Source organism: Streptomyces sp. NPDC060027 (genome assembly GCF_042737005.1).
Classification (GTDB): domain Bacteria; phylum Actinomycetota; class Actinomycetes; order Streptomycetales; family Streptomycetaceae; genus Streptomyces.
In genome coordinates this window covers 1-24,638 of record NZ_JBHWVI010000073.1, presented here as the reverse complement: position 1 = coordinate 24,638, position 24,638 = coordinate 1, and the positions used below count along the sequence as shown (strand labels likewise).

The window sequence follows — 24,638 nt, the reverse complement described above, 5'->3', positions numbered from 1 at the left end:
GGTCGGGCCAGCCGCCTCGGCGCCTGCTTTGTCAGTGAAGGACATTAGAAGACGCGGGGCGCATCGACGAACTGGTGAGGTGGCTCCAACGGTGCGCAGCGGCTGAGCGGGCGGCTGCGGCTACTGGCTGGCGGCGGGCACTGCTTTGAGGGCCGGGCGGGTCGGCGAAGCGGTGTCCCTCTTCGACCTGTCGTAGCCGCCGTAAGCCAAGCGCTCTATGCGTCTCTCCACCGCATGTTCCAGACGGGTCCTGGGCACCCGAGAGTTCCGGGAATCCTCCGAATTCGCTGGATACCGTCGAAATGCGGCCATGGACAAGGGGGAAGTGGCGATGCCCGAACTCGCGCGATTCCAGATCACCCGGCGTACGGAGCGCAATCGGATCTCCGCTGATGGTCAAGTCTTCGTCTACCCGGACCGCACCGCCCCGACCGCTTTGCTCCAGGCGGTCATCGACGCGGTCCAGGGCAGGGACGACGACACCGCGGCGTCACGGGCCGTGCGCGCGCTGGCCCGGGGCTTCATGGAGAGCGACGCGTTCCTCGACCCGGACGCGCCCACGGCGTCACGGGGGCTGGAGGCCGAGGTTCCCAAGCTGGACCAGTGGTTGACCCGCCACCCCGACGCGTCGCTTGACGACCTCGACGCTGTGTTGTTCGCCGCTGCGGTCCGTCTCGGGTTCGAGGACGTCACGTCCGAGACAGCCGCGGCCACGATCGTCGCCTCCGATGAGTGGGCCATGTTCCGTGCCACCGTGGGGGACAGCCTCGTTGCTCTGTTGCTCGGCGGCAACGGCGCGACGGTCGTCGAGGGCGGGGACCGGGGGAACCTCCCGACCCACCTCAAGGCCGCGCGGTTGACCAGGTGGGTCGTCGTCTGCGGCCTCGTCGAGTCACTCGCTGGCTGCGGCCGGGACCTGCCCCCGCTCCGGGTCCTGCTCAAGAGGCAGCCCGTACTGCCCTGTCCGCCCTTCCCCCTGCCTTTCCGTTCCCGCCTCGCCCGGCTGCCCGCCTTCAGTGATCTGTACGTCGTCAGGGATGAGTGGGCACGGTACGTACCCGGGGAGATCGCACACATCGAGAACGTCCTGAAAGGGGAGTTGAAGGAGCGGATCCACAAACGGGTCGACGAGACGGAGACGGTCGAGACGCGTTTGGAGAGCGAGACCACCATCGCCGAGCGGTCCACTGAGACCACCGACCGAACCCTCCTCAAAGAGGAGTCGCAGGTCGACACCGATCTGACGGTGAGTGTCGAGGGCCAGGTCGACACCGCGGGACAGTACGGGCCGACGCACGTCGAGACCCATATCGGCGGATCGGTCGAGTACTCCCGCGCCGAGTCGTCGCGCCGCGCCAACGAGCAGGCGCACGAAACGGTGGAGCGGGCGATCTCCCGGACCGAGCTGCGGGTGAGCGAGGCCCGGACCCGGCGCACGCTGCAACGCATCGAGGACCGCGAGCGGCACCTCGTGGACAACGCCAAGGACCCGGACGGTCACGTCATCGGTGTGTACCGGTGGGTGGACAAGATCCAGCGGTTCCAGGTCTTCCGGTATCCCCACCGGTACCTGCTGGAGTTCCAGATTCCCGAGCCAGCGACGTTCGTCCGCTGGCTTGCGGCCCACGCCCCGGGGCCCCGCACCGTGTACACGGAGCCGAAGCCGTTCACCGTTACCGGCAAGGAGGGCGGAGAGCGTCTGACGGCCGCCCACATCAAGGTTGACACGTACTCCGAATTCGCCGCGCGGTACGACGTGACAGGACTGCCGGAGCCTCCCGACCCGGAGATCGCGGTGTCAGAGGCCTTTGTCGTCTCCGCCGGCGAGCGCAAGGACACCATCGACAACTACGGCGCGATCCCGTTCCCGCCGTCCGGTGCCCAGGCCAAGGAGCTGGCAATCCCCGAGGGCTACGCCGCGGTCTCCGCCGTCGGTTCGGTGTCGGCGCCGCCCGAGCTGGCCAGCTGGAAGACGTGGACCGACTGGTCCAACCAGGAGCCAGGGGGCGACGACGGCGTCCACGAGAAGGTCGGCTGGCACGAGATCGTCGCGACGCTGGAGATCGCCGGGCGCACCGCGCGGGCCGCCACCCAGGACTCCGACGCCGCGCCGGCGAACACCGTCATCCGGGCCCCCGGGCTTTACCACGGCTTCTGGCTGACCGAGGAGTTCCGGTGGAAGCAGAACGGGGCCGAACAACGACAGTTGTCGCTGGACACCAGGCCGACTGGCAAGCTGTCCGTCACGGCCACGGTGGGCGGGGCGTACAAGGCCGGTGTGTCCGTGGCTGTGATGTGCCACCCCACCGAGGCGACCTGGGCCACGTGGCGCAACGAGGTCTTCGCCCGGATCCATGCCGGCTACGCGGACCTGCTCGTCCGCTGGCAGTCCGAACAGGCCACGCTCGACGAGGATCCGCTGATTCCCGTACCGCAGGGTTCACCGGCGCGGCACCGCGAGGTCGTACGCGAGGAGCTGAAGCGTCAGGTGATCGAGTCGTTCATCGGAGAGCGCTTCGAGGGCATGGCCGCCGTGACGGAGAGCGAGGGCACATGGTCGCGCGTGGACCTCGACAAGGCGCAGGCCGTGGGCCCTTACCTCCAGTTCCTTGAACAGGCCATCGAGTGGTCCACGATGACCTACATCCTCTATCCGTATTTCTGGGCTGACTCCGCGCGGTGGGGCGAACTGCAGCAGACCGAGAGCGCCGACCCCGAGTACGACAGGTTCCTGCGGTCCGGATCGGCGCGCGTCGTGGTCGCGGCGCGGCCGGGATTCGAGTGCGCGGTCAACCACTTCATGATCTTCGGCGAGCCGTGGGGAGGCGATCCGGCGCCTGTCCCGGGTGACGAGCTGTACGTGTCTGTGGCCCAGGAGCTCAAGGAGCTGACGCAGGCTCCGGTGGACGGGATACCGGGCGAGAGCTGGGAGGCCCGGCTCCCCACGACGCTCGTCTGGCTCGACACCGACTCGGCCCTGCCCAAGGAGAACGAGCACGCCACGCTGCCCGAGGGGAACAACCACGACACGCTGCCCGGGGAGACGGAGTGAGCGAGCTCGGGGGCCGGTTCCTGCTCGCCCTTACCGGACACGTCCACTTCAGCGGGGCGACCGGGGAGGTCGGCGACCGCATGCTGAGGGGGTTGCTCGACACGCTCGGCCAGGTGTGCGACCCCCGGCGTTTCCTCGCGCTCGACTCCCGGTCCACGGCGGCGGACGAGGTGGATCTGGCCCGGCTGTTCGCGGGCTGGGTGCCCGAGGAGATCCGGGAGGAGATCGGGAGGCTCCTCGCGGGGCAGCCCCCAGCGCCGAATCGTCCCGCGACCACGCCGGCGCCGACCGCTCCGCCGGACTCGGGCGCCTTGGAGCGGCTCACGCGGCTCCTGGCCGAGGAGTTCCAGTCGGCGGAGGGCGTTCAGGTGATGGCGTCGCTGAGCACTCTGCCGACCGAACTGATGCGGGTGGTCTCCGGGTCCATGCCGCCGCCGGGGAGCCGGTGGGACATTGAACGCGTCGCGAAGCTGATCCGCGACTTCTGCGTCGAGTGGCTGAGCAGGTTCAAGGGGCTCGGTCTGCCCGGCGAGAACACCAAGCGGGTCATGCGGGAGATCGACACGGAACTGCTCGGCCCCCTGGAGAAGCGGCTGGCCGTGGCCGCTCTGCTGAGCATCGGCGGCAAGGGGATGACCAGCGTCAGGGACCTCCGTTCGCTGACCGGTCTTCCCTCTGCCTCCAAGGCGGGCATGGAGGTGCACGAGCGTCTTCAGGCGGAGTACCGCCGTACGCGGCCGACGCGGCTGATCGTGCAGGAGAGCATCGTCTACCGCTCCGGTAAAGGAACCTCGTTGAAGCGGGCGTACAAGAACGACGACACCCTGATGGCGCTGTGGTGGGCCCGCGACAGCTACCTCCTCAAAACGCGCAAGGCACTGCGGAAGTCGCCGATCCCCTCGGTGGACGAGAGCAGTCTCCGTGACGACAACCTCGACCTCGGCATCCCTCCCTTGCCGGGCAGCGGCACGATCTGGGAGATCAAACCGATCCGTGGAGCGCCAGCCGGTGTGGTCCAGGAGTTCGCCTACCGCACTCTGTTCAATATGGCGGTCGCGATCCTCAAGGATCTGCCGCGTTTCCACGCGGTGCTGCGCGCCCCTCGCAGGAAGCCGGTCTACTTCTCCTGCGAGCACGTCGAAATGGGCACGCTCGCCGGCTGGCCCGAGGTGGCGCACGAGGTGCTGGTGCTCTCCCGGTCCGCGGCGGAGGGCGGGGCACGCACGATTCTTGTCACCATGGTCAGCGCGCTGCCGGGACTCGTGCTGTACGTGCGGTTCGACCTGCCCGCCTACCTCGTAGCCGCACTGGCCAGAGAGGTGGCCAAGGCTCTCGACAAGGCGAGCAAGGAGCTGGAGGGGAAAGTGCGGACCGCGCTGGCATGGGCGGCCGTGGTCGCCACGGTGTGCGTGGCGGTCCTTGCCGCTTTCGCCGCGGTGTATGCCGCCGCCCTGGCGGCGGAGGCCGCCGCGGTCGAGGCGTTGCTGGCGGCAGGCGCGGGAGTGCTGGCTCGGCTGGGCGCGCAGTTGCCGCAAATTCTAGAGTCCCTGCGCCGGGTTGTGGATCAAGTGACTCCGCTGGTCCAGGAGTTCGGCCTGACCATGGAGCCGGCCCGCGATCCGGCGGCGGGCACGTTGCGCCTGCGGTTCCGGGCCCGTGACGGGGTCACACCGGACCAACTGCCGACGACGGATGCGACGGTGGGACCGCTGCACTTCGAGAACTGTCCGCTGACCGTGCTCGCGAGCCTGGAGGACGCCCTGGCCGTGGCCCAGTCCCTCGCCTGCATCGCCCTGTACCGGACGATAGATACTGGCCCGGGCGGCCCGGTGACCACGAGCTAGGTGCGCTGCCCCGGGACGTTGGTGACACGCGTGCTTCGGCCGATACCGGCAGCTGGGCGCCGAGGGCATGCATGACCGCTCCAGCCGTCCGAAGCCCCCACTGGGCTGACGCAATGATTCGGTGTGCGATCAGTCGGTGGTGAGGTCGGTGGTGACGGATTCCCACAGGGAGTTGAACCATTGCTGGGACTGGATGACGAAGGCGGTGTCGTCGCTGGTGCTGTCGGTGCCGAACAGCCGGACCAGTTCCATGGGGTTGGCGTCGTAGATGTCGATCTGGCGGCCTTCGACGTCGAGGGGGCGACGGTGGAGGGTGTAGTAGGAGAAGAGGGCTTCGGTGAGGTTGACGAGGTAGAGCTTGGCCATGGGGGTGAACGGCAGGGCCCGGAAGGTGATGCGGGCCTCGATGCCGTGGGTGTCGTGCAGTGACAGGAGTGCGGCGCGCAGGGTCTGTCCGTAGGCGTTGCGCTGGGCGAGCCAGCGCCGCTGGATGGTGTCTCCGCCCTCGTCCCAGGAGACGGGGCTGGGGAAGGCCAGGTCGATGTCGCGGCTGGGCAGCAGGACTCGGACTGTCACTGTCTGTGGGCTCACCTGGCCGGTGTGGACGGCATGGTTGGGCGGGCCATGGCGATGGACAGGGCCTGGCCGCTGAGGCAGACGGCGTCGATGGTCACCTCGTCCTCGGCGAATGCTGCGGTCAGTAGTTCGCCGAGCGCGGCGATGGCTGAACCGTGTGCCGGGGTCGGTCTGTGTGCCGGGCGAGGTGTGTTGCGGCCGGCGGCATCCAGGAGGCCCCTCCAGTGGGGTGTGGAGGGTGGTGCCTTGGCCGCCCACGTGCACAGTTGCGTGACCACCTTCAGAAGTAAGTCTGCAGCCTCCCGGGGGAGATGGTTGCCGCGCAGTCAGTCGCTGAGGGTGGCCACCGGAACGCCGGTCGCGCGGCTGGCCCGGGCGAGGGTCAGGCGGGAGCCGGCCTCTGCCAGGCGGGTCTGTGCCTGCTGCCACAGACTGTTCAGTTCGGTAAGGACCTCGGGGGTCGGGCTGCTGGAGGCGGGCACAGGCGCCAACTGCCCTTCTCACGAAGGCCGTCGGAAATTCCGACCCGGAAAAGCAGTCTAGGACCCCATCTGACGACTTTTCCGACGTTGTTCGACATCTCTGCCGTTGGCAAGCTTCCTGCGCGTCAATGCCTGGTAGTGGCCGCGCGCATCGGGCGGTCGGCCTCTCGAAGGGAGCGGAGGGAATATGGCGCAGCGTTCGACCTGACGACGGCTGGCACGGGCGGCACTGTTTGCCACCGTCCGGGGCGCCGCGGCAGCGGCGGGATCCGGGATGGTGGCCGCTGCGCTGTGGTGGGTCCAGACGCGGTGAACGGCGCCGGGGCGGGCCGTTGTGCGTGACGAGGGGAGCGGGTGGGGTTGGTGGGCCGGACGGTGGCGAAGAGATGGGCCCCCGATGGCAGCGTGTGGCGGCCTTCATCCGATGAAGAGGCATGACAGTTGGTCGAGGAGGCTGGGTGTGGGGGCTGGGTTCGGTGGTGTCGTGGCATGCCGGGGCCGGCGTCTGCGTGGTGGTGGCGGTGGTGAGCGCATCCGTGTGGCTCGCTGAACGGGGCCGCCGGGTCACGCTGGTGGCGTTGGTACGACACGCGCCGCCGGGGACAGTGGTACGCCAACAGCGGGGCATGGGCGGGCCTGCGATGGAGGTCCGCCTCGGGTCTGCGGTGGGGGAAGGGGGCACCGTGAGGGACCGGCGGATCTCCGAACAGACAGCGCATGACGTGTCAAAGGTGTGGGACTGCGAAGCGATGCCGTTACTGCGCTATGCCATGGTCCTCACGGGTGGTTCGCAGCCGGCCGCGGAGGACCTGGTGCAACGGGTGTTCATGGCGGCGGCCCAGCAGTGGGATTCCCTGGCCGAGACCGGCCTGTTCACCACGGGCTGGAAAGTGGAGCCCGGCAGACACCGGGCTTGGCTGCGCCGGGTGTGCCGCAATCAATGGATTGATGACGTCCGCAGGGCGCAGCGGTTGAACCAACTGGGTCCTGAGCTGGCGCGCAGCCAAGCCGCGGCGCCACCGGATCCAGCCGATGTCGTGTTGGCCCGTGATGCTCTCGAGCGCTGCTGGAAAGCGATCCGCTCCTTTCCCGAGCGGCGCCGGCAGGTGGCCATTTTGTACTTTGTCGAGCAGTGCTCAACGGCGCGGATCGGCGAGCTGTTGGGGATCGAGCCGTCGGGGGTGCGTAAGCACGTGGCGATCGCCCGCGCAGCGCTGCGGCACGCGGCGGATGGTCCTCTGCAGAGCATGCAGGCCACCAGGTCGCGGGAGGAGGAGCAGTTGTGACAAAGGATGCGGACGACCGCAAGGGCGACGCCATGATCGCCCGCCTGCTGCAGGATGCCGAATGCGTCATCGACACGCATCCGGGCAGCCTGCAGCGGCGCAAGAACGAGCTGCGTGACTGGATGGCCGGCGTGGACCGTACCGACAGGCCTGAGGCCGAGGATGATTCCGTCAGCCGCCAGCACCCGCCCGGGGCCCGGCTCCGGTTCATTAACTTCCGTCCCGATCTGGCATTGAAGCCACTCGATCGTGCACGCGAGCCCGACAGGGACCTGATGGCCCGGCTGCGTTGGCCGGTCGGAGACCACGGCCGCACGGTTCCTGCCGGCAGCAGCTGCGGGCGCCCGAGCGGCTGGCAAAACGAAGCGGCCGAGGCCGCGTTGAGCGCGGTCAGCGAACTGCGCACCCGTCTGACCCTGGTGCGACCGGACGCGCAGACACGACTGCTGCACCGTGTGCTGGCCCAGACGGAGGAAGAGCTCAGCCGTACTGGACAGATCTCCGTCGGCCTGTATGAGCAACTGCGCACCGTGCTCACCGACGCTCCCTTGGATCCGGCGCTGGCGGACTGTGCCGGCGTTGTTGCACGGCTCCTGGCAGGGGAGTGAACAGGTGCGCGGATACGGCAAGAGCGTCTGGGTCTGCGACCCGGGCGGCGCACAGGGGGCCGCGCGGCCGGAGCGCGGGGCGACGGTGCCAGGAGGGGCCTGCGACTTGGAAGGGGCAGAGCGCGCCTACCTACGCGGTGCCGAAGCCAGCGCCGCGTATCGGACCCGCCGGTCACCTCGATGCCTGGGAAGGGCTGCTGTCCGTCCTTGCCGCACAAGCCCCCCGAGCTGCTTCCGCCCGGAAGGCGGCCCGACTGCTCACGACGGGACTCCCGGCAGGCGACTGACCCCCACCCGGGCGCCACTGCCCCCCACTTGATGCCGGAGCCCGCTGCCGCTGGCGGGTCACGCCTCAGTGAAGAGAAGGGGACGCCGGCGCTCAGAGTCGCGCCCTGTCCACCCCGATGTGAGGAGCGGAGGCCCCGGGTGGTCGATTGCTTCGATGGTGCGCTGCTCGGCGAGTTGCGTGGCCGTCAGCCCCCTGGTGCCGACTTGGGCGTTCAGCTAGCCGTGAAAGCCCCCTTGAGGGTGCCAGGCGGCTGGTGTCGTGTCCTGCCCGGCCGGTACGGCGCCCAGCCCCGCGCGCGGCCCTGGCCCCGCCCGCTTCCGGATACGGTCCCGCGCTCGGCTACCAGCTGGTCGCCGGCTTTGGCGCAGGGCTCGCGGCGGCATCCGCCACCGAGGCGGTCCTGGGAGCGGTGCCCGGCGAACGGGTGCCCGGCGAACGGGTCGGCACCAGGGCCGCCCTCAACGATCTGGTCCGTGAGGTCGGCGGAGCCCTCGGCATCGCCGCCCTCCTCGCCGCACATCACCCACAAGCTGGTGCCGCTCAGGGACCGTTGCCGCATTCCAGGCCCCTCCGCCGCCCTCCTGGATGGGTCTCGGTGACGTTCATGAACGTGGGCCGCCGCGGCGGCCGCCCTGTCCGCCGCGCTCATTGCCGCCGTCTGGCTGCCCCGCCATGCCGGGCCCACGCACCCTGCCGCACCTGCTCGCGGACCACGGCTGGAGAGGGAAACACGATGAACTTCTCCGAGGAACTCCGCCGCCGCTGACCGAGCTTCTGGGACCCGGCAGTCGGTGAACGGTGAGGGACCAAGTCCTGCTCCGGTTTCCGTGAGGAAGGCCAGCCGGATCAGACGATCGTCAGCCGCCGGTGACGGTGGGCCGGCCCCCGGCCGCCGACGCGCGGCAGTAACTTGTCCTTGAACTGCGTCGCTGCTTTCCTTGCGGCGCAACCGTGCGAGGCGCGGCTCGTTGGCCAGGAGTGCTCACCCTTCCCTTCCGTCCCATTGCCGGCCCGCACGGACTACCGCTGCTGGGAAACCTGCCCGCCTTCGGACGTGACCCCTTGGCGTTCCTGGAACGTCTGCGCGACGACTACGGGGACGCGGTGACCTGGTCGCTCGGCCCGATGCGGATCCTCTTCCTCGCGCACCCCGAGCACATCGCGGAACTGCTCGGAGCCGACGAGCGACGCTACGAGACTCTGGACGCCGGCTGGGCGTTCAAACGACTGATCGGCAACAGCGTCATGCGCAGCCAAGGAGCCGAATGGAGGCGCAAGCGATCCATGGTCCAGCCCACGGTCCGGCCCCGCCAGGTACGCCGATACGCGACGACGATGGTCGACTGCGCGGCGGCGCTCGCCGACCACTGGCGAGACGGGAGCCGCGTCGATGTGCTGCGCCAGATGTCGCTGCTCTCCCAGCGGATCGTGGTCCGCACCCTGTTCGGCAACGACCTCGGACAACAGGCCCGCGCGCTGGGTGAGGCGATGTCGCAGGCAGGACGGGAGATCAGCGCCGAACTACGGGGGATCGGGCTCTTCCTGCCGCCGTGGGTGCGCACCCCCGCTCGTCGGCGCCTGCTCGCCGCCGTCGCGACAATCGACAACGAGATCGACCGGCTCATCCACGCCCGCCAGACAGCAGGAGACGGACACGGCAGCGGTGAGGACCTGCTGAGCAGACTGCTCGCAGCCCGGGACGAGGAAGGCCAGCCACTGACCACCACGCAGGTACGCGACGAAGCCGTCACCCTCTGGATCGGCGGCCACGAGACCACATCCACGGCGCTGACCTGGACCTGGTACCTCCTGTCGGCATCCGCGGACGCCCGCCACCGTCTCCACGAAGAGCTAGACCGCGTACTCGGCGGCCGCCCGCCGACCATCGACGACTACGAACAGCTGACCTGGACTCAGCAGATCATCAAAGAATCCCTGCGGCTGTACCCACCCGGATGGATGATTCCGCCCAGACTCGCGCAGAACGGCGCCACCCTGCACGGAAGCTCGATCCCGGCCGGGACGACGCTCTGGTGCAGCCAATGGGTCACCCACAGAGACCCCCGCTGGTTCCCGAACCCCACAGCCTTCCGCCCACAACGCTGGGACGCCGGCCCCGAACAGACCACGCCTCCCTGCGCCTGGTTCCCGTTCGGAGGCGGCCAGCGCGCCTGCCTCGGCGCACGGTTCGCGCTGGTAGAGACAGCACTCGTCCTGGCCACACTTGCCCAGCGCTTCCACCTGGACATCGAAGGCGACCCGACGCCCACAGCCGGACTGCAGCTCCAGCCGGCCACACCGCTGCACGCCACCCTGCGCACCCGATAACCCGCCCCGCGTCCCAAGGCCGAGTCACCAAACGCATACACGCACCGGCGCTGTCGCGACACCGCCGAACACCTCACGTTGCGGTGAGCGTTGCGGCAAGTGGCGCGCTGGCGACCTGCACATTCGATGCGCGACGCAGCCCGCCCGTGAATCGTTTTTGCGGTGAATGTGTCCGCCCGTGAGAGTGAGAGACAGCCAATTGGGCGTCCGTTGGGGGTGGGGTGGCCTGTAGAACGCGGGGGTGTTCAAGAACTTTCTGCGGGGCTTCGGCGCGCTGACACTTGCAGTGGTCCCGCTCATCGCTTCCAGTCCCGTACAAGCCGCCCAGGCTCCTGGCAGAGCGCGGGCCGCGCAGGTGATGACGCTCCCTGACGCGATCGGCCGGGTGCGCCTGGCTGATGAGGACCGCTCCGGTTACACCCGCTCGTCCTTCCGGCACTGGAACGCCGGCGACATCGCCACGGACGGCTGCAACACCCGCAACGAGGTCCTCGTGGCCGAGGCCGTCAGGGCTCCGGCGGTGGGCCCCGGTTGCCGACTGACCGGCGGTGCCTGGTTCTCCTACTACGACGGCAAGGAGGTCACCGATCCAGGCGCCCTGGACATCGACCACATGGTGCCCCTCGCCGAGGCCTGGGATTCGGGCGCCTCCGCCTGGACGGCCGCCCGGCGTGAGGCCTACGCCAACGATCAGGGCGCCGCGGCGTCGCTGGTCGCGGTGACAGCCCGTACGAACCGCCAGAAGTCCGACCAGGACCCGGCCGATTGGATGCCGCCGGCACCAGATGCGCAGTGCCGGTACGTGCGGGAGTGGGTGGCCACCAAGCTGCGCTGGCAACTGACCGCGGAAGCTGCCGAACTCGAGGCGCTGAAGGTGTTCGCCGACGGTCCTTGCCAGGACAGCGTCGTGTCGTACACCCCCGCCCCGTAACCGCCTTCCCCGCTCCGCATTGCCGGCCCCTCAGCGTCCCGGCTCTCCGGAGCAGTGTTTGTCCTGTCCATCCGTTTCGCTGAAAGGTGTGTGTCATGGGCCGAGGGTTGATCGTCGTGGACGTGCAGAACGACTTCTGCGAGGGAGGCAGTGTCCCGGTCACGGGCGGGGCCCGGATCGCGACCGCTGTCGCCGATCTGGTGGAACGCAGCGCCGGGTCTGACTATCAGTACGTCGTGGCCACCCGGGACCACCACATCGATCCGGGGAGCCACTTCTCCCAGAACCCCGACTTCAAGGACAGCTTCCCCGTCCACTGCGTGGTCGGGGGCGAGGGCGGCGAGTTCCACCCGAACTTCGCTCCCACGGCCGCGGGCGGCAAGGTGGACGCCGTCTTCTTCAAGGGAGCCCACAGCGCCTCCAAGAGCGGTTTCGAGGGCGCCGACGAACACGGCACCTCGCTGGCGGACTGGCTGCGCTCGCGGGAGGTGGAAGAAGTCGACGTGGTGGGCATCGCCACCGACCACTGCGTGCGCGCGACCGCGCTGGATGCCGTCAAGGCCGGGTTCCGTGCCCGCGTGCTCATGGACTACTCGGTCGGCGTCGCACCGGAGACCACAGCGTCGACTCTGGAGGACTTCCGCAACGCAGGCGTGGCCGTCTCCGGTGAGGCGCCGGTCTCGCAGTGACAGCCGGGGCGCCTGTCTCCCAAGGGGAGGGGCAGGACACGAGAACGAGCTCCCGGGATTCCTCGAGGGTTGCGGGAGCCCCCTCTGATGAGCTGATGTACCGGACTCATCCGGCCGCTCTCCGACGTACGGTGCACGCCCTCATTCGGGTCGGCGACACAGGCGGTGCCGTCGGCGGCCGCACCATCCGACTAGGCCGACGAGCCGGTCACGCTCTCCCACATCGCGGTGCCGGCTGATGCGCCGTTGAAAGGAACGACATGACTACGAGGAATCAATTGATGCGTCTTCGTCATACTTTGGGCGCTGCGGCGGGTGCCACCGTGCTGCTCCTGAGCGTCCCCGGCTCCGCCTACGCGGCCGACGGCGACTTCAGCTACACGTATAGCGACAGCAGCGGCGCCGAGGAGCAGGCCACTCTCCACGACCCCGCGAGCAGGAGATGCATCACCCTTCCCGAGGCTGCCCAGGAGTACAACCAGCCACCCGCTCACTCACCGAGGAATCGCACAGACACCTTCGCGATCGTTTTCACGAACGCCGACTGCTCGGGCGACGAGTACACATTGCGTCCGCACACCGGCGTCGCGGGCGAGCGCCTGAAGTTCCGGTCAGTCATTTTCCACTGACCTGCGCCACTCCTCGCCTCTACCCGGCCTGACGCGGAGCCGCCGCGTGCCAGAGAAGGAGACGTCGCCTGCCGTGCCTCTCGACATGGCAGGTGTTGCTGCGACCGGGCGACCCGTTCTGGTGCCGTAGGCGGTTCAGCGAAAGCAGTGCGCATGGGGCCACAACTGTGCTTCTTCCGGGTCGTTGCTCACCTTGTCGGCGCGCACCAGGCGCGTCCGGTGGATCAGGGGGAGTAGAGCAGTGGTGGCGGTGGATTCCTCGGTGGGGCGGCCGATTCGGCGGAGCGTGCTGGTGACGGGTGCCACTGGCGGCATCGGTGTGGCGACGGTATTGCGATTGGCCGGTGCTGGCTTTGATGTGATCGGCACAGCGCGTAGCCAGGAGAAGGCGGACCACCTCATCGCTTCCGCCGGCGCGCGCGGGCGGTCGCTGCGCACGGTGGTGCTGGATGTCGCTGAGCCGTCTTCCTGCGAGGAGGCGATGGGAGAGGTCGCCCGGATGACGGGCGGCGGCGTGTGGGCGGTGGTGAACAACGCCGGGGTACCGCAGGCGGGCTCGCTCGAGAACGTGAGTGATGAGCAGGCGCGGCATCTGCTGGAGGTGAACCTTCTGGGGGCGATGCGGATCTGTCGCCTCGCCCTCCCGCAGATGCGTCGACGTGGTCAGGGCCGCATCGTGAACGTGTCGTCGGGACTGGGACGGGTGCCCTGGCCGCTGGGCGGCTGGTACAGCGCGAGCAAGCACGCCTTGAGCGCGCTCACCCACTGCCTGCGCGTGGAGATGGCGCATGCCGGTGTCCGCGTGTCTTTGGTGGAGCCTGGAGCATTCGCCACCGCGATGCTGGACCGAGCGGTAGACGATCTCGCCCAGGTTGATCGCGCCCACGCGGCGGGATACGACCGGTCGCGGGCCCTCTTCGGGGCTGTCAACGCACGTGTCCCCACTCCGGAGCCGGTCGCCCGGACCATCGAGAAGGCGCTGGCCTCCCCCCGGCCCAGGGCCCGCTACACGGTCGGCTTCGACGCCCGTCTCCTGGTGCCGCTTCACGCCGTGTCACCGCTGTGGCTGTCGGACCGGGTGAAACACGCGGTCAGCGGCCTGCCCCACAAAGCTCCGGCGCGTGCCGGCGTGGTGAAGGAGTCGGCATGAGTCTCTACAGCCGCATCACCCAGGTCGCGGTCCACCTGCCTGACGGCCGCCAAGGCGCGCGAGCTATCGAGGACCGGCTGCGCGAGCACAGTCCCGGTGTACGGGTCCCGGCCGGCTTGTTGTCCAGGCTCTACGGGCTGCAAGAACGCGTCGTCGCCGCGGACGGCGACATGCCCTCCGGCCTCGCCTCCCATGCCGTCGGCCGTGTCCTGGCTCAGGCGGCCCTCGAACCTGGTGAAGTCGACCTGCTGCTGTTCGCCGCCGTCAGCGCCGATGTCCAGGAACCCGCCAACGCCCACATCGTCGCCGCCCAGACCGGGCTGTCCTGTCCCGTCTTCGACGTCTCCAACGCCTGCAACAGCGTCCTGAACGCCCTGGAGGTCGCGGACGCTTTCATCCGCGCCGGCCGTTACCGGCGGATCCTGATCGCGTGCGGGGAAACCCTCAGCCGCCTCAGCCGGTGGAACCTGACACCCACCACTCTGCGGACCGGGCTGGCGTCCCTGACCGGCGGGGACATGGGCGCCGCCCTGCTCGTCGAAGCCTCCCCCCGGCCGGGCATCATCGCTCACACGTTCATGGCGAACTCCGCGGGCTGGCCGGCTGCCACCCTCTTCAACCCCCACCACGCCCCCAGCGGCCCGCCGGGACTGCATATCGACTCCGAGCAGCTCCTCGCCTCCTTTCTCGGCATCGACACCCGCGCCGCACAGTGGCTGAAGGAACAGCACACCGACCCGAACGAACTCGGCCTGGTCTGCCTCCACCAGCCGTCCGTCCCCTTCGTCCGCACCTTCTGCGAACGCCTCAGCATCCAGCCCGACACGGTCGTGCCCACCTTCCACCGTACCGGCAACATGGGCGCAGCCACCCTCCCCCTCCAACTCGCCCACGCCGCCGACCAAGGCCGGCTACGCCCGGGCACACAGGTGGTCCTGTTCGGCATGGCCAGCGGCGCCAGCGGCGGCGTGATGTTGATCAGCTGGTAGGCACAGTGGCGCGCACACTCGCACTCGTGACACCACGGCCGGCCAGAGCGGTTCTATTCAGCCTTCCGGGACTGCCTGCTCCATCCGACGGGTGCCATGGCCGCGCCGTCGCCGCATTCTCACTGACGGCCGGGCTGTCGGTGCCCACCCGTACCCTGTCGCCCAAGCACGTGCGACAGGAGGGCAATGTGGCCCGCAGCGGAATCAATAAACGCGAGCTGGACAAGTGGACGGACAGCCTTGCCAAGGAGGCCAAGAAGAGCCTGGAGCGCGCCCAACGACGGCACCCTGCTCGTATGTCTGCACAGCTCGATGCCACCGTCAGCGCGCTTTCCGGCGGTGAGCTGACCGAGAGCAGCGGCTATCTGGACCGGTTGCTGCTCTTGCTGGACACCCGGACCGGGCGTGGCGCCAGCCTGGCACAGATCGAGCAGGAATTTCAGGAGGACCTGGCCCCCCTCGCTCTTCAATTGGAACAGCGAGGCCTGGTGAGGGCCTTGCGGGCCGCGTCCGGCCTCTACGCCATCCACCTCAGCGATGAGGGCCTGGTCGAAGTGCACCGGCTGAGGGAGCTGCAGAAGAACCGTGCTGCCCGCTTGCGGCACACCATGGATGCCTTCCACCGGTGGCTGTTCAACACAGCAGGCGACCGCGAGCCCATCAACCCGGTGCTGTTCCTTGACACCTTGGTCGTTCTTCGCCGGGGCCGTGATCACCGAATCCGAGCTGCACGAAGCGCTCGGCTACCTGTCTGAGCACCAGCTGATCAAGTACATCGAAACCGAACCCGTCACCGTCGCCATCACACCTCAGGGCGTCAGCTGTGCCCTGGCAGGAGGAACCGTGCAGGAATACACCAACCGCCAGCGCCCCGGCACCACTTACAACAACTTCCTGCCGAACGCGCAGGGCGTCATCATCGGCGAGCAGCAGAACGTCACCCAGCACAACACCGCTGGCATCGACCCGAGCGCGTTCGTCCAGCTGGCTGGCTTCGTCGGCCAGATCAGCAACACCCTGGGCATGCCCGACCAGGACCGCGAGGAACTGGAGCGCGCCGCCCAGGAGCTCCATGACGAAGCGACGTCGCCGAGCCCCGAGCCGGGCCGGATGCGGCAGTTCGCGACGCAGGTCAAGGACATGCTGGTGGGAGCCGGAGCAACGGCGGCCGCCCAGGTCGGCATTCAGATGGCTGAGCAGGCCCTGGGCACGCTCGTGTAGAACGTCTTGCGCCTCAGGATGGGAGCCTAGGGAGATCAGTCATGGTGCCCGGGGCTCCGGCTGCGACGGCTGCCTTCCCTCGTTCGGAGGTACGGCCGCCTTGAGCGGCGCTCGTTGAACGGACATGGCGCAGCAGAATGTCAGATCGCTAGATCAGGACTGATCTACACGGCTGCGCTGGCGGTAGGCAGCGGGAATTGAGGAGTACGAGGGGGATCTGGTGTTCCCCTGGATACACCACACCAGGTGGATCAGGCCTGCTCTGTGTTGCCTTCGCCGAGTGCTGTGCGCAGCCAATCGAGCGAGTCTGTTTCGAGTACCGCTTCGGCAAATGTCGCGAGGTGCGGGGTGCTCTGGACGGGGCGCGGTGAGCCCTTCACCATGCCGTTGTGGCGTGGGACTGGGTTGGGACAACGGCAGCCGGGCTCTTCGGTGTGGCAGGGACGGCCTTCACGTGGCTGGCTGGCGCGCAGGGACGCCGGCACGCGGAACGCATGCTGGCGCGTACCCAGCAGGCGGAGCGCAGGGCCAGACTGTGGCAGGAACGCCGGGAAGCTTACTTCGGGGCTCTGCGCGTGATCGATCTCGACCTGCGGCGCGAGCGGTACAAGGAACTCGGGCAGTTGCAGAAACTGCAGGAAGTGGAAGGCCACTGGACCAAGGTCAGGAGAGTGGAACTCACCACCGAAGCGGCAACTGCTCTGTGGGCCTTCGGAAGCGACACAGTAAGAGACCTGGCAACCCGATGGATCACTGCCAGCGATGCCGACAACGTCACCGAGATGCGCCAGATCGCCCTTGAATTCCGGGCAGCGGTCCGACGGGAACTGCAAGATCCCACCCGGGGCTGACCACCTGACCGAGCAGCCACGCGCACGTATGGCCAGCCCGTGACGCGCAGGCAGGCACGGGAGTTGACCAGGTCATGGACGACTACGACCACCTCGATCTCGACGCGATCGACTTCGCGCCGGTGGACGACACCACTGAGCGGCTGGCCCTGCTCACGTTGGAGGAGGCGCATGACCTGCTCCGGCTCCTGCTGACGATCGCGCAGGACGGCCATCCGCTCTCGCCGCAGGCGGACCGGCTGGCGCGGGAGATCGCCGCGCGCGTCCCCTCGGAGAACTGACCGCGCAGCCGCCGTCCAGAGTGCCTCATCCGAGAACCAACTTGATCAGGCCTGTTCCCCGTTGCTTTCGCCCAGTGCTGTGCGCAGCCAATCGAGTGAGTCTGTTTCGAGTACCGCTTCGGCAAGTGCATGGGCGGTCTTCGTCGTGAGGCGGCTGCGACTGTTGTCGATCCAGCGTTGCGCGTTCTGATATCCCTGGGCCTTGTACTCGATGCCTTGGATCAGGCATTCCAGCTTGTCGGCGTCCCGTGCGCAGACCGATTCCGGGGATTCTTTGGCCTCGTATTCGTCGATCAGCTCGCGTACCGCCTGAGCCAGAATTTCGGGCATATGGGCGACCTGGTCGGCGGTGACGTGGCGAGGGTCGGCCTGCGGCGCATATTTCCTGCCCAGATAATTCACGTCCCCGGTGCGGGTTTCCTGTGAGTCGTGCCATACCGCGAGGAATGCCGCCCTGGCTGGGTCCGCGCCTTCCAGCTTGGCGATGATTGTCGCGATGAGGGCGGTGCGCCACGAGTGATCGGCGACTGACTCCGGTTCTTTGACCCCGGCCATCCACCATCCGGTGCGTGCGGTGTTCTTCAGCGTCCCCGCCTCGTACAGGAAGCGTGCCACCGCGGTCAGGTCCTCGGACACCGTCAGGCTCCTCTCACGCCTCGGCGAGGCGGATCGCGTACCGGATGCTCTCCAACTCCCGCCGTCCGCGCGGCGAGAGTCCCCCGCTATCCAACATGATCGATAGCCTCCCGCGCAGCGCCTGGGACGATGCACCCGAGCGGAGCAGGCCGGGCCGGGCCTGGAGGAGGGCCCAGATGCTGTGGATGTTTAGTTCCACGTAGCCGTGCCCGGGCGTGATCCCGTCGACGAGATGTCTCAGGAGCCTGTCGCCTGCCCACGGCCCCGGGGAACGGGCGGCGATGAAGGCGTCGGAGAGCTCGACTTGCCTCACCTCGCCGACCCAGTAGCCGAAGTAGTTGAGGTTGGCAGCTTCTCCGGCATCGTCGTCCACCAGTGCGGTGTCGATGAAGTGAGACAGGCGATCGACATCGCCCTGTCGGGCGGCAATGGCTGCCACACTGCGGGCGTTCAGCCAGCCGGTAAGCCAATCGTCCGGCCGCTCGCTGCGCTGCTGATGAACGAGCCAGTCCTCCGTGTCCGTCTCTCGGTCGTATCCGCACAGGTAGAGGGCTTGGCGACGTAGGAGGAACTGGTCCGTACCGCGCGCCTGCTCTGCAGCACGTCGCATCTGAGCGAAGAAGCCCTGCCGCTCAGCCGAGGACAGTTTGGGCCCCGAAGGAGTCGGTCCGCGGCGAGGACGGGATGGTGCGGGCAGGTTACGCACTGGTTGTGGCGGTACCCCATTGAGCGGCCACACCAGCACTTCGGCGAACTCGCGTTGCATCACCATCGCGCCGAGCGGACTCTCCTCGACCTGGGAGTCTTCTTCGAGGACGCCCGCCAGGAGTACATCAGCTTCCAAGGCGCGCTCCAGCACTTGTAAGAGAGCGGACGAGGTCCCCATCTGCATCAGCCGACGACGGTGGACGAGCATCTGCCCGACCGGCACCGCGGTAAGTGGACGCCGTCCGGTCTCCCACCCGGCGATCGTGTTCAGGCTCACCTTCAGACGCTCGGCGACCTCCTCCTGCGTGAAGCCCTGCTGTTCCCGTATCACCCGCCAGACATGACCGCTGATGACGCCGAAACGGCCGCGCGAAGTCATACCTGTACTGCCGGTCAGGGTTTGTCGAGGGCTCGGCCGCATGGGAGGTCCAATCCGGGCAGTTTTCAGCAAGCCACCTGTACTCGCGGTCACTTCAGCAGCTGCGACAGCTTTTCTACCGTAATCGCCATCACTGCGAGCCTAGTAGGGAGGCAGCAACTCATGGGCTTAGTTCACGTTCGCCAGCCAACCGTGCCAACCCGCCCCGAGCGGTGCTGCAACCCGTCACCGAGGTTGAGATGACGACAGCTGTACGAACGCATCGGACGGTCCCCAATTGCGACGAGGACGTCATGGGGTTGACCTTTGAGGTTGCGCCTCGCCGTGGCGGCGCCCTGCCCCAAGAAGACATGCGCAGAGTCGGTGCCATACGGCAGATCGTGGCCGCGCGGCTTCGGTATTGCGGGCTTGAGTTGATGACGGACGACGTCACGCTGATTGTCTCGGAGTTGCTGACCAACGCGTTGTTGCACAGCGGAACGACGGAGATCAGCCTGACCGTCGTTGTCCGCGATGAATTCCTTCGAATCACCGTCCGGGACGGTATGGTCGGATGCGCCGAGCCCGGCGAGGCCGATGAGGGTGCCGAGTCGGGGCGCGGTCTCGCTCTTGTGGACCACCTGGTTGAGGAGAACGGCGGCGCATGGGGGACCAGTGACGCAGGAGCAGTCACCTGGTGCCGTCTCACCGTTTCGACCCAGGAGAAGGCGTGATGGCCGCCGCCACTGCCCCGGGGCGGACCAGGGCCGTACCTGTGTGGACGCCGCCGTTAGTCCCTGAAGCCTTGGAAACGGTGCTGACCAAGGTCCGCGGTTGGCAGCCCTTCGACGGTGAATCGCTCCTCGACGATGTTGGCGCGATCCTCGATGACGTCGTCCCAGCCGAAGAAGCCCTCGACGATTACGCCCTGCGGCTCCGCGGCCATCTGATGCAACTCGTCGCTATCGCCATTGCTGCGGAGGCCGGCCAGAGGGACGCGGAGGCGGAACAACTGATCGAGCACGCCCGCCGGTTACGCACCGAGGCAATGCCGGGCGAACACCTCCAGGCCGTGGGGCACCTGCGCCGGATGGCCTGGTCGGTCAACGAACTCCACGAACGCCTCGGCGCGATCAAGTGCCTCAGGGAGGCGGCCTGATGCTGGGACCCCTCCTTCCGTACAACCCGCCCGCCCCGTCGAGAAAGACGCATCGCTCCATGCCTTCCACCGCAGCCGGACCGGCCGTAGTCCCATACGTCATCCAGCGGTTAGGGGAGGAGGCCGCACCCGACAACCTGGTCATCAGACGCACCGCGCCGGGCCGCAGCCGCCTCCACTACCTCGACGAAGACCCCCGGGACCGTGATCCCCGCGGTGTGCTGTACGCGCGGGTCGGCTGGAATCCGCTGGGCGCGGACGGGATGCCGACCGGGGAGCCGCAGTGGAAGTTCATGCACCCGCATCGGCAGATGATGACCATGCAGACCCTCCGGTGCCAGGTCTGCACACAGCCCGCCCGGACGAGGATCGGCCTCGTCTTCCTTGCGGGGCCCAGGGACGAGGACCCCACCCGGGCCGAGATCCTGACGAACCAGCCTCCGGTGTGCGCCAGGCACGTCCGCACCGTTGCAGTGCTGTGCCCGCACATGGAGAAGCAGCCGATGGTGTTCCTCGCCCAGAGCGCCCCCATGTACGGCGTGAGCGGAGTCCTCTACGGCCGCCTCGCCCGCGGGGGCCTGCACGTCGTCGCCCGACCAGACATCGCCGTGCCCTACGGAAACCCCGACCTGGCCACGTTTCTCGCCTCACAGATGGTCCGCCGACTCTCGAGCTTCCGCGTCCTTGACCTCGGCGAGCTGCTCGAGGAACTCGGCACGGCCTCATAGACCCCTGCCCGGCGGCCCGGATGACGTCAGGCCCAGGCTCCCGGGCAGGTCAGCAAGAACCCATCAACCGCTCTGAACAGGAGAAAAGAGATGACCACAGCAGCAACTATTCCGTTCGGCGCGCGTGTAGCGGCCCCGCCGTGCCTGGTCAGTACCTCGATCGCCGGCGTCCGCTGGGATGAGGCCCGCCAGATCAACGTGGCCGCAGACGGGCAGCCCTGGCACACCCTGCCGCAGGCCGCGTCGACCACCGACACCAACCTGGACGGCCAAGGCGACGACGCCACAGACCCGTACTACGCACCGGCGTCATGACGGCCGCCGCCCGCCCCGTGCTTGTCGTCGCCGAGCAGCTGGACGCGGCGGCCGACATGGTCGTCGACCAGCTCAACCAGCGCGACGTGCCCGTGATGCGGTTCGACGTCGCGCAGTTCCCGCAGCAGCTCACCCTCACCGGTACGCACCTGCCGCAGGAACCGGGCTGGACAGGGATCATCGACGACAGGCGCCGGACGGCGCGGCTCGAGGACGTGCGGGCCGTCTACTGGAGGCGGCCCGCACGCCCCCAGATCGCCGACACCGTCCCCGAGCCCTACGCCACCTGGGCCAAGAACCAGGCCGACGCTGCAATCCTCAACCTGCTTGCCGCCCTGCCCGGTGTGCCGTGGCTCAACAACCCGCACGCCGACCGGATCGCCGCACACAAGCCGCAGCAGCTCGTCGCCGCGACCCGCTGCGGAATGACGGTGCCGCGCAGCATCATCACCAACAGCCCCGAGGCGGCGCGGGCCTTCGCGAAGGACGTAGACGGCCCACTCATCTGCAAGCCCATCCTCGGTGGCCGGCTCGACGTCGGCGCGGAGCGGCGCCTGATGGTGGCCACCCATCGCGTCGACCCGGCCGACTTCGACGACAGCATCTGCACCACCGCCCACTACTTCCAAGAGGACATCCCCAAGGCGTACGAGGTGCGCCTGATCGCCGTCGGCGGGCACATCTTCGGCGGCAAACTGACCACGACGAGCGAGGCCGCCGGCACCGACTGGCGAACCGACTACGACCACATCGAATACGACACCGTCGACGTCCCCGGCTACACCGCTACCGCCGTGCGCCGGTTCCTCGCCTACTACGGCATCGCCTTCGGGGCATTCGACTTCGCCGTCACTCCCACGGGACGGTGGGTGTTCTTCGAGAACAACCCTGCCGGCACCTGGGGGTGGGTCGAGAACCGGACCGGCCTGCCGATCGCCGCGGCCCACGCCAAGTACCTGATGGGAGCCACCACATGACCGTGCCCGACGACGGCGCAAGCGCTGCCGCACGACAACGCATGGCCGCCGATCTCACAGCAGAGCACCCGAGCGAGTGGGCCGACGCCTTCGCCTCCGTACCCCGCCACCTGTTCGTGCCCCGCTTCCACCAGCAAGACAGCACCGGGGCATGGCAGCCGCTCACCTGGCCGGACCCGGCCTACCTGGAGACGGTCTACAGCGACACGGCCCTGACCACCCAGCTCGACGAACACGGTGTCCCCACCAGCTCCTCCAGCCAGCCCTCGATCATGCTGGCCATGCTCGAAGCCCTGGACGTGAGCGAAGGCCACCGCGTTCTCGAACTGGGAACCGGCACCGGATACAACGCCGCGCTGCTCTGCCACCGGCTCGGCGATGCGAACGTGACCACCATCGACATCGACCCGGCCCTCGTCGACACCGCGGCTCAACGCCTTCACCAGGCAGGCTTCAACCCGATCCTGGCGGTCCACGACGGCGCGAAGGGCCACCCCGGCAACGCGCCCTACGACCGCATCATCTCGACCGTCGGCCTTCACGCCATCCCGGAGCCGCTCCTGCAGCAGGCAGCCCCGGGCGCCGTCATCGTCGCCCCGATCGGATACGGCATCGTCCGCGCCACCGTCACCGCACCGGGCCACGCGACCGGTCGCTTCCTCACCGTCCCGGCGCACTTCATGGCGCGGCGCACCGGCGGATCAGAGCCCCATTTCGACGCCGCACTCGAGCAGAGCCCCGCCGACACCAGAGTGCCGCCGGCGGACCTGCTGGGGCGGCTCAAGTTCCCCGCATCGGTGGCCCTGCCCGGCTACACATCCTGCAGCTGGCGGACGCAGGACGGAGATCTCGATGCCGTCGGCCTGTGGACCCCCGACGGCTCCACCGCGATCGCCCACACCTCGGGCTCCGTGCGGCAGATCGGCCCGCAGAAGCTGTGGGACACCGTCGAGGACCTGGCGAAGATCTTCGGGGACGAACCTGAGCGCAACGCCTTCGTGCTGACCGTCACGCCGACCCGACAGACCGTGTTCTACGAGGACGCAGACGGACCCAGCTGGGCTCTCCCGGCCACGTCCTGACTACCACTCCAGACCGGCCCTGCTTGTCCACTGCCCCGTGGCGGGTGGGGCCGTCTGCTGCGCCACCACATCCACACCGAGCATCCTGATACCGGTGACAAGAAGCACTGCTTCCACGGCCGGGGCATCGCCCACCCTGCCGTGTGGAATGTTCCTTTCGCCGCTTGGGTCCATAACGGACCGCTACGCTCGGTCCGTATGAGCGATGGATCCATGCGTGACGCTTCCGTGGTCGTGGCGCTCGATGCAAACGGCCTTGTTGCACTACTGAGCGCCGACTTTCCCGCCCACAAAGGCGAGTACTTGTTCCTGCCCGGCGGACGCCGCGAAGACGGAGAGACCGCGCTGGACTGCGCCCGCCGCGAGCTGCGCGAGGAAGCCGGAGTAACCGCCGGGCAATGGCGGCAGCTGGGCTCACACGCCATCATGCTGAGCTCTCCGGCACGCGTCCACCTCTACGAAGCCCGCGACCTGACCCTCGGCGCCCAGGAACTCACCGAGACGGAACAGGACTTCAACCTGACGTGGTGGCCGATGGCCGATGCGCTGCAAGCAGTGCACGACGGGCGGTTCCTCCTCCCCGCCGGACCGCTGGCACTGCTCCTCGCAGATCACCGCCCTGCGAACAGCTGACAACCCGCCCTTGCACGCCCAGGGGCACTTGGGGGCCGTAACCGATCGCGGCCGTTGACGTCTGGACGCAGCCGCCGACCCGTACTTCGCGGCCACTGAGCAGCTCGACGCACCCACAGGCACCGCCATCTACGATGCGTGCCGTGCCACGGGTGTCCGATGCTGGAGTTGGCCACGGGCCTGACCCCGTTTCTGAGCGTGTCCAGCGGACTGTCGAAAGCGTTGGAGACATGGGGTTGTTGGCCACTGATCGCGACGGTAGTCCCCCTGCCGGCAAGCGCCCACCGGTCGGAGGACAAAGCACCGTGCCCCAACAGCCCATGAACGACGTGATGCTCATCCTGGAGCGCAACGGCGCCGTGGAGGGCACCGGCTACGCCGACGGCCTGCTCAACCCTTCCCTCCGGGAAGCTCGACGAGGCGAGGACGTATTCGACGCCGTGATCTGGGAGGGACTGGAGGAGACCGGCATCATCGTCGACCGGAAAGCCCTGCGGATCGTGCATGCACGGGGGCGTGGCAGCCGCTCACTTGGCCGGACCCGGCCTACCTGGAGACGGTCTACAGCGACACGGCCCTGACCACTCCAGCTCGACGAACGCGGTGTCTCATCAGCTCGTCCAGCCAGCCCTCGGTCATGCTGGCCATGCTCGAGGCCCTGGCCGTGAGCGAAGGACAGCGTGTTCTCGAGCTGGGGAGCGGCACTGGATACAACGCGGTGGCTTTGTTCACGAAGTTCGACAGCGGCTGTTCAGCAATTTGGGAGGCACCCGGACCACGCCGTGTTCGATGTTCATGAGAGGTGACAGCGCCCAACCCGGTCGAGCGCGCCTTCG

General features: G+C 68.2%; 28 protein-coding genes. 23 read left to right on the top strand and 5 right to left on the bottom strand.

Annotated features, from left to right (window positions below):
* Window positions 1-310 precede the first annotated feature (310 nt).
* Window positions 311-3,052, top strand: coding sequence for a hypothetical protein (locus tag ACFWBT_RS19825; RefSeq protein WP_385701961.1), 2,742 nt, complete (start codon window positions 311-313; stop codon window positions 3,050-3,052).
* Entirely contained in the window at window positions 3,049-4,896 is a 1,848-nt protein-coding gene (locus tag ACFWBT_RS19820; RefSeq protein WP_385701959.1) for a hypothetical protein, read from the top strand. The genes ACFWBT_RS19825 and ACFWBT_RS19820 overlap by 4 nt, the downstream gene beginning before the upstream one ends.
* A 129-nt stretch (window positions 4,897-5,025) precedes the next feature.
* Here the strand turns inward: ACFWBT_RS19820 and ACFWBT_RS19815 are convergent, their stop codons facing one another.
* From ACFWBT_RS19815 to ACFWBT_RS19805, 3 genes are read right to left on the bottom strand one after another with little or no spacing between them, the layout of a single operon-like run.
* Entirely contained in the window at window positions 5,026-5,472 is a 447-nt protein-coding gene (locus tag ACFWBT_RS19815; RefSeq protein WP_385701958.1) for a hypothetical protein, read from the bottom strand.
* An 11-nt stretch (window positions 5,473-5,483) separates the two neighbouring features.
* Window positions 5,484-5,750, bottom strand: coding sequence for a hypothetical protein (locus ACFWBT_RS19810; protein WP_385701955.1), 267 nt, complete (start codon window positions 5,748-5,750; stop codon window positions 5,484-5,486).
* A gap of 48 nt (window positions 5,751-5,798) precedes the next feature.
* A complete protein-coding gene (locus ACFWBT_RS19805; RefSeq protein WP_385701954.1) occupies window positions 5,799-5,963 on the bottom strand; it encodes a hypothetical protein in 165 nt (54 codons plus the stop codon).
* Window positions 5,964-6,412: 449 nt separating this feature from the next.
* Here ACFWBT_RS19805 and ACFWBT_RS19800 point away from each other — a divergent pair, with 449 nt between their 5' ends.
* The 12 genes from ACFWBT_RS19800 to ACFWBT_RS19745 all read left to right on the top strand — a co-directional run bounded on the left by ACFWBT_RS19800 (window position 6,413) and on the right by ACFWBT_RS19745 (window position 17,206).
* A complete protein-coding gene (locus ACFWBT_RS19800) occupies window positions 6,413-7,240 on the top strand; it encodes an RNA polymerase sigma factor (RefSeq protein ID WP_385701952.1) in 828 nt (275 codons plus the stop codon).
* Complete coding sequence (locus ACFWBT_RS19795) at window positions 7,237-7,848, top strand: hypothetical protein (RefSeq protein ID WP_385701949.1); 612 nt, start codon at window positions 7,237-7,239, stop codon at window positions 7,846-7,848. The genes ACFWBT_RS19800 and ACFWBT_RS19795 overlap by 4 nt, the downstream gene beginning before the upstream one ends.
* Window positions 7,849-9,115: 1,267 nt before the next feature.
* Window positions 9,116-10,465 (top strand): cytochrome P450, encoded by a 1,350-nt coding sequence (locus tag ACFWBT_RS19790; RefSeq protein ID WP_385701947.1) that lies wholly within the window; start codon window positions 9,116-9,118, stop codon window positions 10,463-10,465.
* Between the two features lie 241 nt (window positions 10,466-10,706).
* Window positions 10,707-11,396 (top strand): HNH endonuclease family protein, encoded by a 690-nt coding sequence (locus ACFWBT_RS19785; RefSeq protein WP_385701944.1) that lies wholly within the window; start codon window positions 10,707-10,709, stop codon window positions 11,394-11,396.
* A gap of 95 nt (window positions 11,397-11,491) precedes the next feature.
* A complete protein-coding gene (locus ACFWBT_RS19780; RefSeq protein ID WP_385701943.1) occupies window positions 11,492-12,085 on the top strand; it encodes an isochorismatase family protein in 594 nt (197 codons plus the stop codon).
* A 260-nt stretch (window positions 12,086-12,345) separates the two neighbouring features.
* Entirely contained in the window at window positions 12,346-12,714 is a 369-nt protein-coding gene (locus ACFWBT_RS19775) for a hypothetical protein (RefSeq protein WP_385701941.1), read from the top strand.
* Window positions 12,715-12,955: 241 nt separating this feature from the next.
* Entirely contained in the window at window positions 12,956-13,864 is a 909-nt protein-coding gene (locus ACFWBT_RS19770) for an SDR family oxidoreductase (RefSeq protein WP_385701940.1), read from the top strand.
* On the top strand, window positions 13,861-14,853 hold the full coding sequence (locus tag ACFWBT_RS19765) for a 3-oxoacyl-ACP synthase III family protein (protein WP_385701938.1): 993 nt from the start codon (window positions 13,861-13,863) through the stop codon (window positions 14,851-14,853). The genes ACFWBT_RS19770 and ACFWBT_RS19765 overlap by 4 nt, the downstream gene beginning before the upstream one ends.
* A 188-nt stretch (window positions 14,854-15,041) precedes the next feature.
* Window positions 15,042-15,608 carry a hypothetical protein gene (locus ACFWBT_RS19760; protein WP_385701936.1) on the top strand — a complete coding sequence of 189 codons (567 nt, stop codon included), beginning with the start codon at window positions 15,042-15,044 and terminating at the stop codon, window positions 15,606-15,608.
* Window positions 15,562-16,074, top strand: a complete 513-nt coding sequence (locus ACFWBT_RS19755; protein ID WP_385701934.1) for a hypothetical protein — start codon at window positions 15,562-15,564, stop codon at window positions 16,072-16,074. The genes ACFWBT_RS19760 and ACFWBT_RS19755 overlap by 47 nt, the downstream gene beginning before the upstream one ends.
* Window positions 16,075-16,463: 389 nt before the next feature.
* Entirely contained in the window at window positions 16,464-16,925 is a 462-nt protein-coding gene (locus ACFWBT_RS19750; protein ID WP_385701933.1) for a hypothetical protein, read from the top strand.
* 74 nt (window positions 16,926-16,999) lie between these two features.
* Window positions 17,000-17,206: a DUF6417 family protein gene (locus ACFWBT_RS19745; protein ID WP_385701931.1), complete on the top strand. Its 207-nt coding sequence runs from the start codon at window positions 17,000-17,002 to the stop codon at window positions 17,204-17,206.
* 45 nt (window positions 17,207-17,251) lie between these two features.
* Here the strand turns inward: ACFWBT_RS19745 and ACFWBT_RS19740 are convergent, their stop codons facing one another.
* Together ACFWBT_RS19740 and ACFWBT_RS19735 are read right to left on the bottom strand one after the other, a co-directional pair.
* Entirely contained in the window at window positions 17,252-17,842 is a 591-nt protein-coding gene (locus ACFWBT_RS19740) for an HD family hydrolase (protein WP_385701928.1), read from the bottom strand.
* 13 nt (window positions 17,843-17,855) lie between these two features.
* Entirely contained in the window at window positions 17,856-18,929 is a 1,074-nt protein-coding gene (locus ACFWBT_RS19735; protein WP_385701927.1) for a helix-turn-helix transcriptional regulator, read from the bottom strand.
* A 293-nt stretch (window positions 18,930-19,222) separates the two neighbouring features.
* On the opposite strand from ACFWBT_RS19735, the gene ACFWBT_RS19730 reads away from it, so the two are divergent.
* The 9 genes from ACFWBT_RS19730 to ACFWBT_RS19690 all read left to right on the top strand — a co-directional run bounded on the left by ACFWBT_RS19730 (window position 19,223) and on the right by ACFWBT_RS19690 (window position 24,601).
* Entirely contained in the window at window positions 19,223-19,642 is a 420-nt protein-coding gene (locus ACFWBT_RS19730; RefSeq protein WP_385701925.1) for an ATP-binding protein, read from the top strand.
* Window positions 19,643-19,722: 80 nt separating this feature from the next.
* Complete coding sequence (locus ACFWBT_RS19725) at window positions 19,723-20,067, top strand: DUF6415 family natural product biosynthesis protein (protein WP_385701922.1); 345 nt, start codon at window positions 19,723-19,725, stop codon at window positions 20,065-20,067.
* A 59-nt stretch (window positions 20,068-20,126) separates the two neighbouring features.
* Window positions 20,127-20,795, top strand: a complete 669-nt coding sequence (locus tag ACFWBT_RS19720) for a hypothetical protein (RefSeq protein WP_385701919.1) — start codon at window positions 20,127-20,129, stop codon at window positions 20,793-20,795.
* 90 nt (window positions 20,796-20,885) lie between these two features.
* Window positions 20,886-21,110 (top strand): hypothetical protein, encoded by a 225-nt coding sequence (locus ACFWBT_RS19715; protein WP_385701917.1) that lies wholly within the window; start codon window positions 20,886-20,888, stop codon window positions 21,108-21,110.
* Complete coding sequence (locus ACFWBT_RS19710; protein ID WP_385701915.1) at window positions 21,107-22,087, top strand: MvdC/MvdD family ATP grasp protein; 981 nt, start codon at window positions 21,107-21,109, stop codon at window positions 22,085-22,087. Before ACFWBT_RS19715 ends, ACFWBT_RS19710 begins: the two co-directional genes overlap by 4 nt.
* Window positions 22,084-23,169 carry a methyltransferase domain-containing protein gene (locus tag ACFWBT_RS19705; RefSeq protein ID WP_385701912.1) on the top strand — a complete coding sequence of 362 codons (1,086 nt, stop codon included), beginning with the start codon at window positions 22,084-22,086 and terminating at the stop codon, window positions 23,167-23,169. The genes ACFWBT_RS19710 and ACFWBT_RS19705 overlap by 4 nt, the downstream gene beginning before the upstream one ends.
* 198 nt (window positions 23,170-23,367) lie before the next feature.
* Window positions 23,368-23,802, top strand: coding sequence for an NUDIX domain-containing protein (locus ACFWBT_RS19700; protein WP_385701909.1), 435 nt, complete (start codon window positions 23,368-23,370; stop codon window positions 23,800-23,802).
* A gap of 305 nt (window positions 23,803-24,107) precedes the next feature.
* Window positions 24,108-24,383 (top strand): hypothetical protein, encoded by a 276-nt coding sequence (locus ACFWBT_RS19695; protein WP_385701906.1) that lies wholly within the window; start codon window positions 24,108-24,110, stop codon window positions 24,381-24,383.
* Window positions 24,353-24,601: a hypothetical protein gene (locus tag ACFWBT_RS19690; protein ID WP_385701975.1), complete on the top strand. Its 249-nt coding sequence runs from the start codon at window positions 24,353-24,355 to the stop codon at window positions 24,599-24,601. Before ACFWBT_RS19695 ends, ACFWBT_RS19690 begins: the two co-directional genes overlap by 31 nt.
* Window positions 24,602-24,638: the final 37 nt, after the last annotated feature.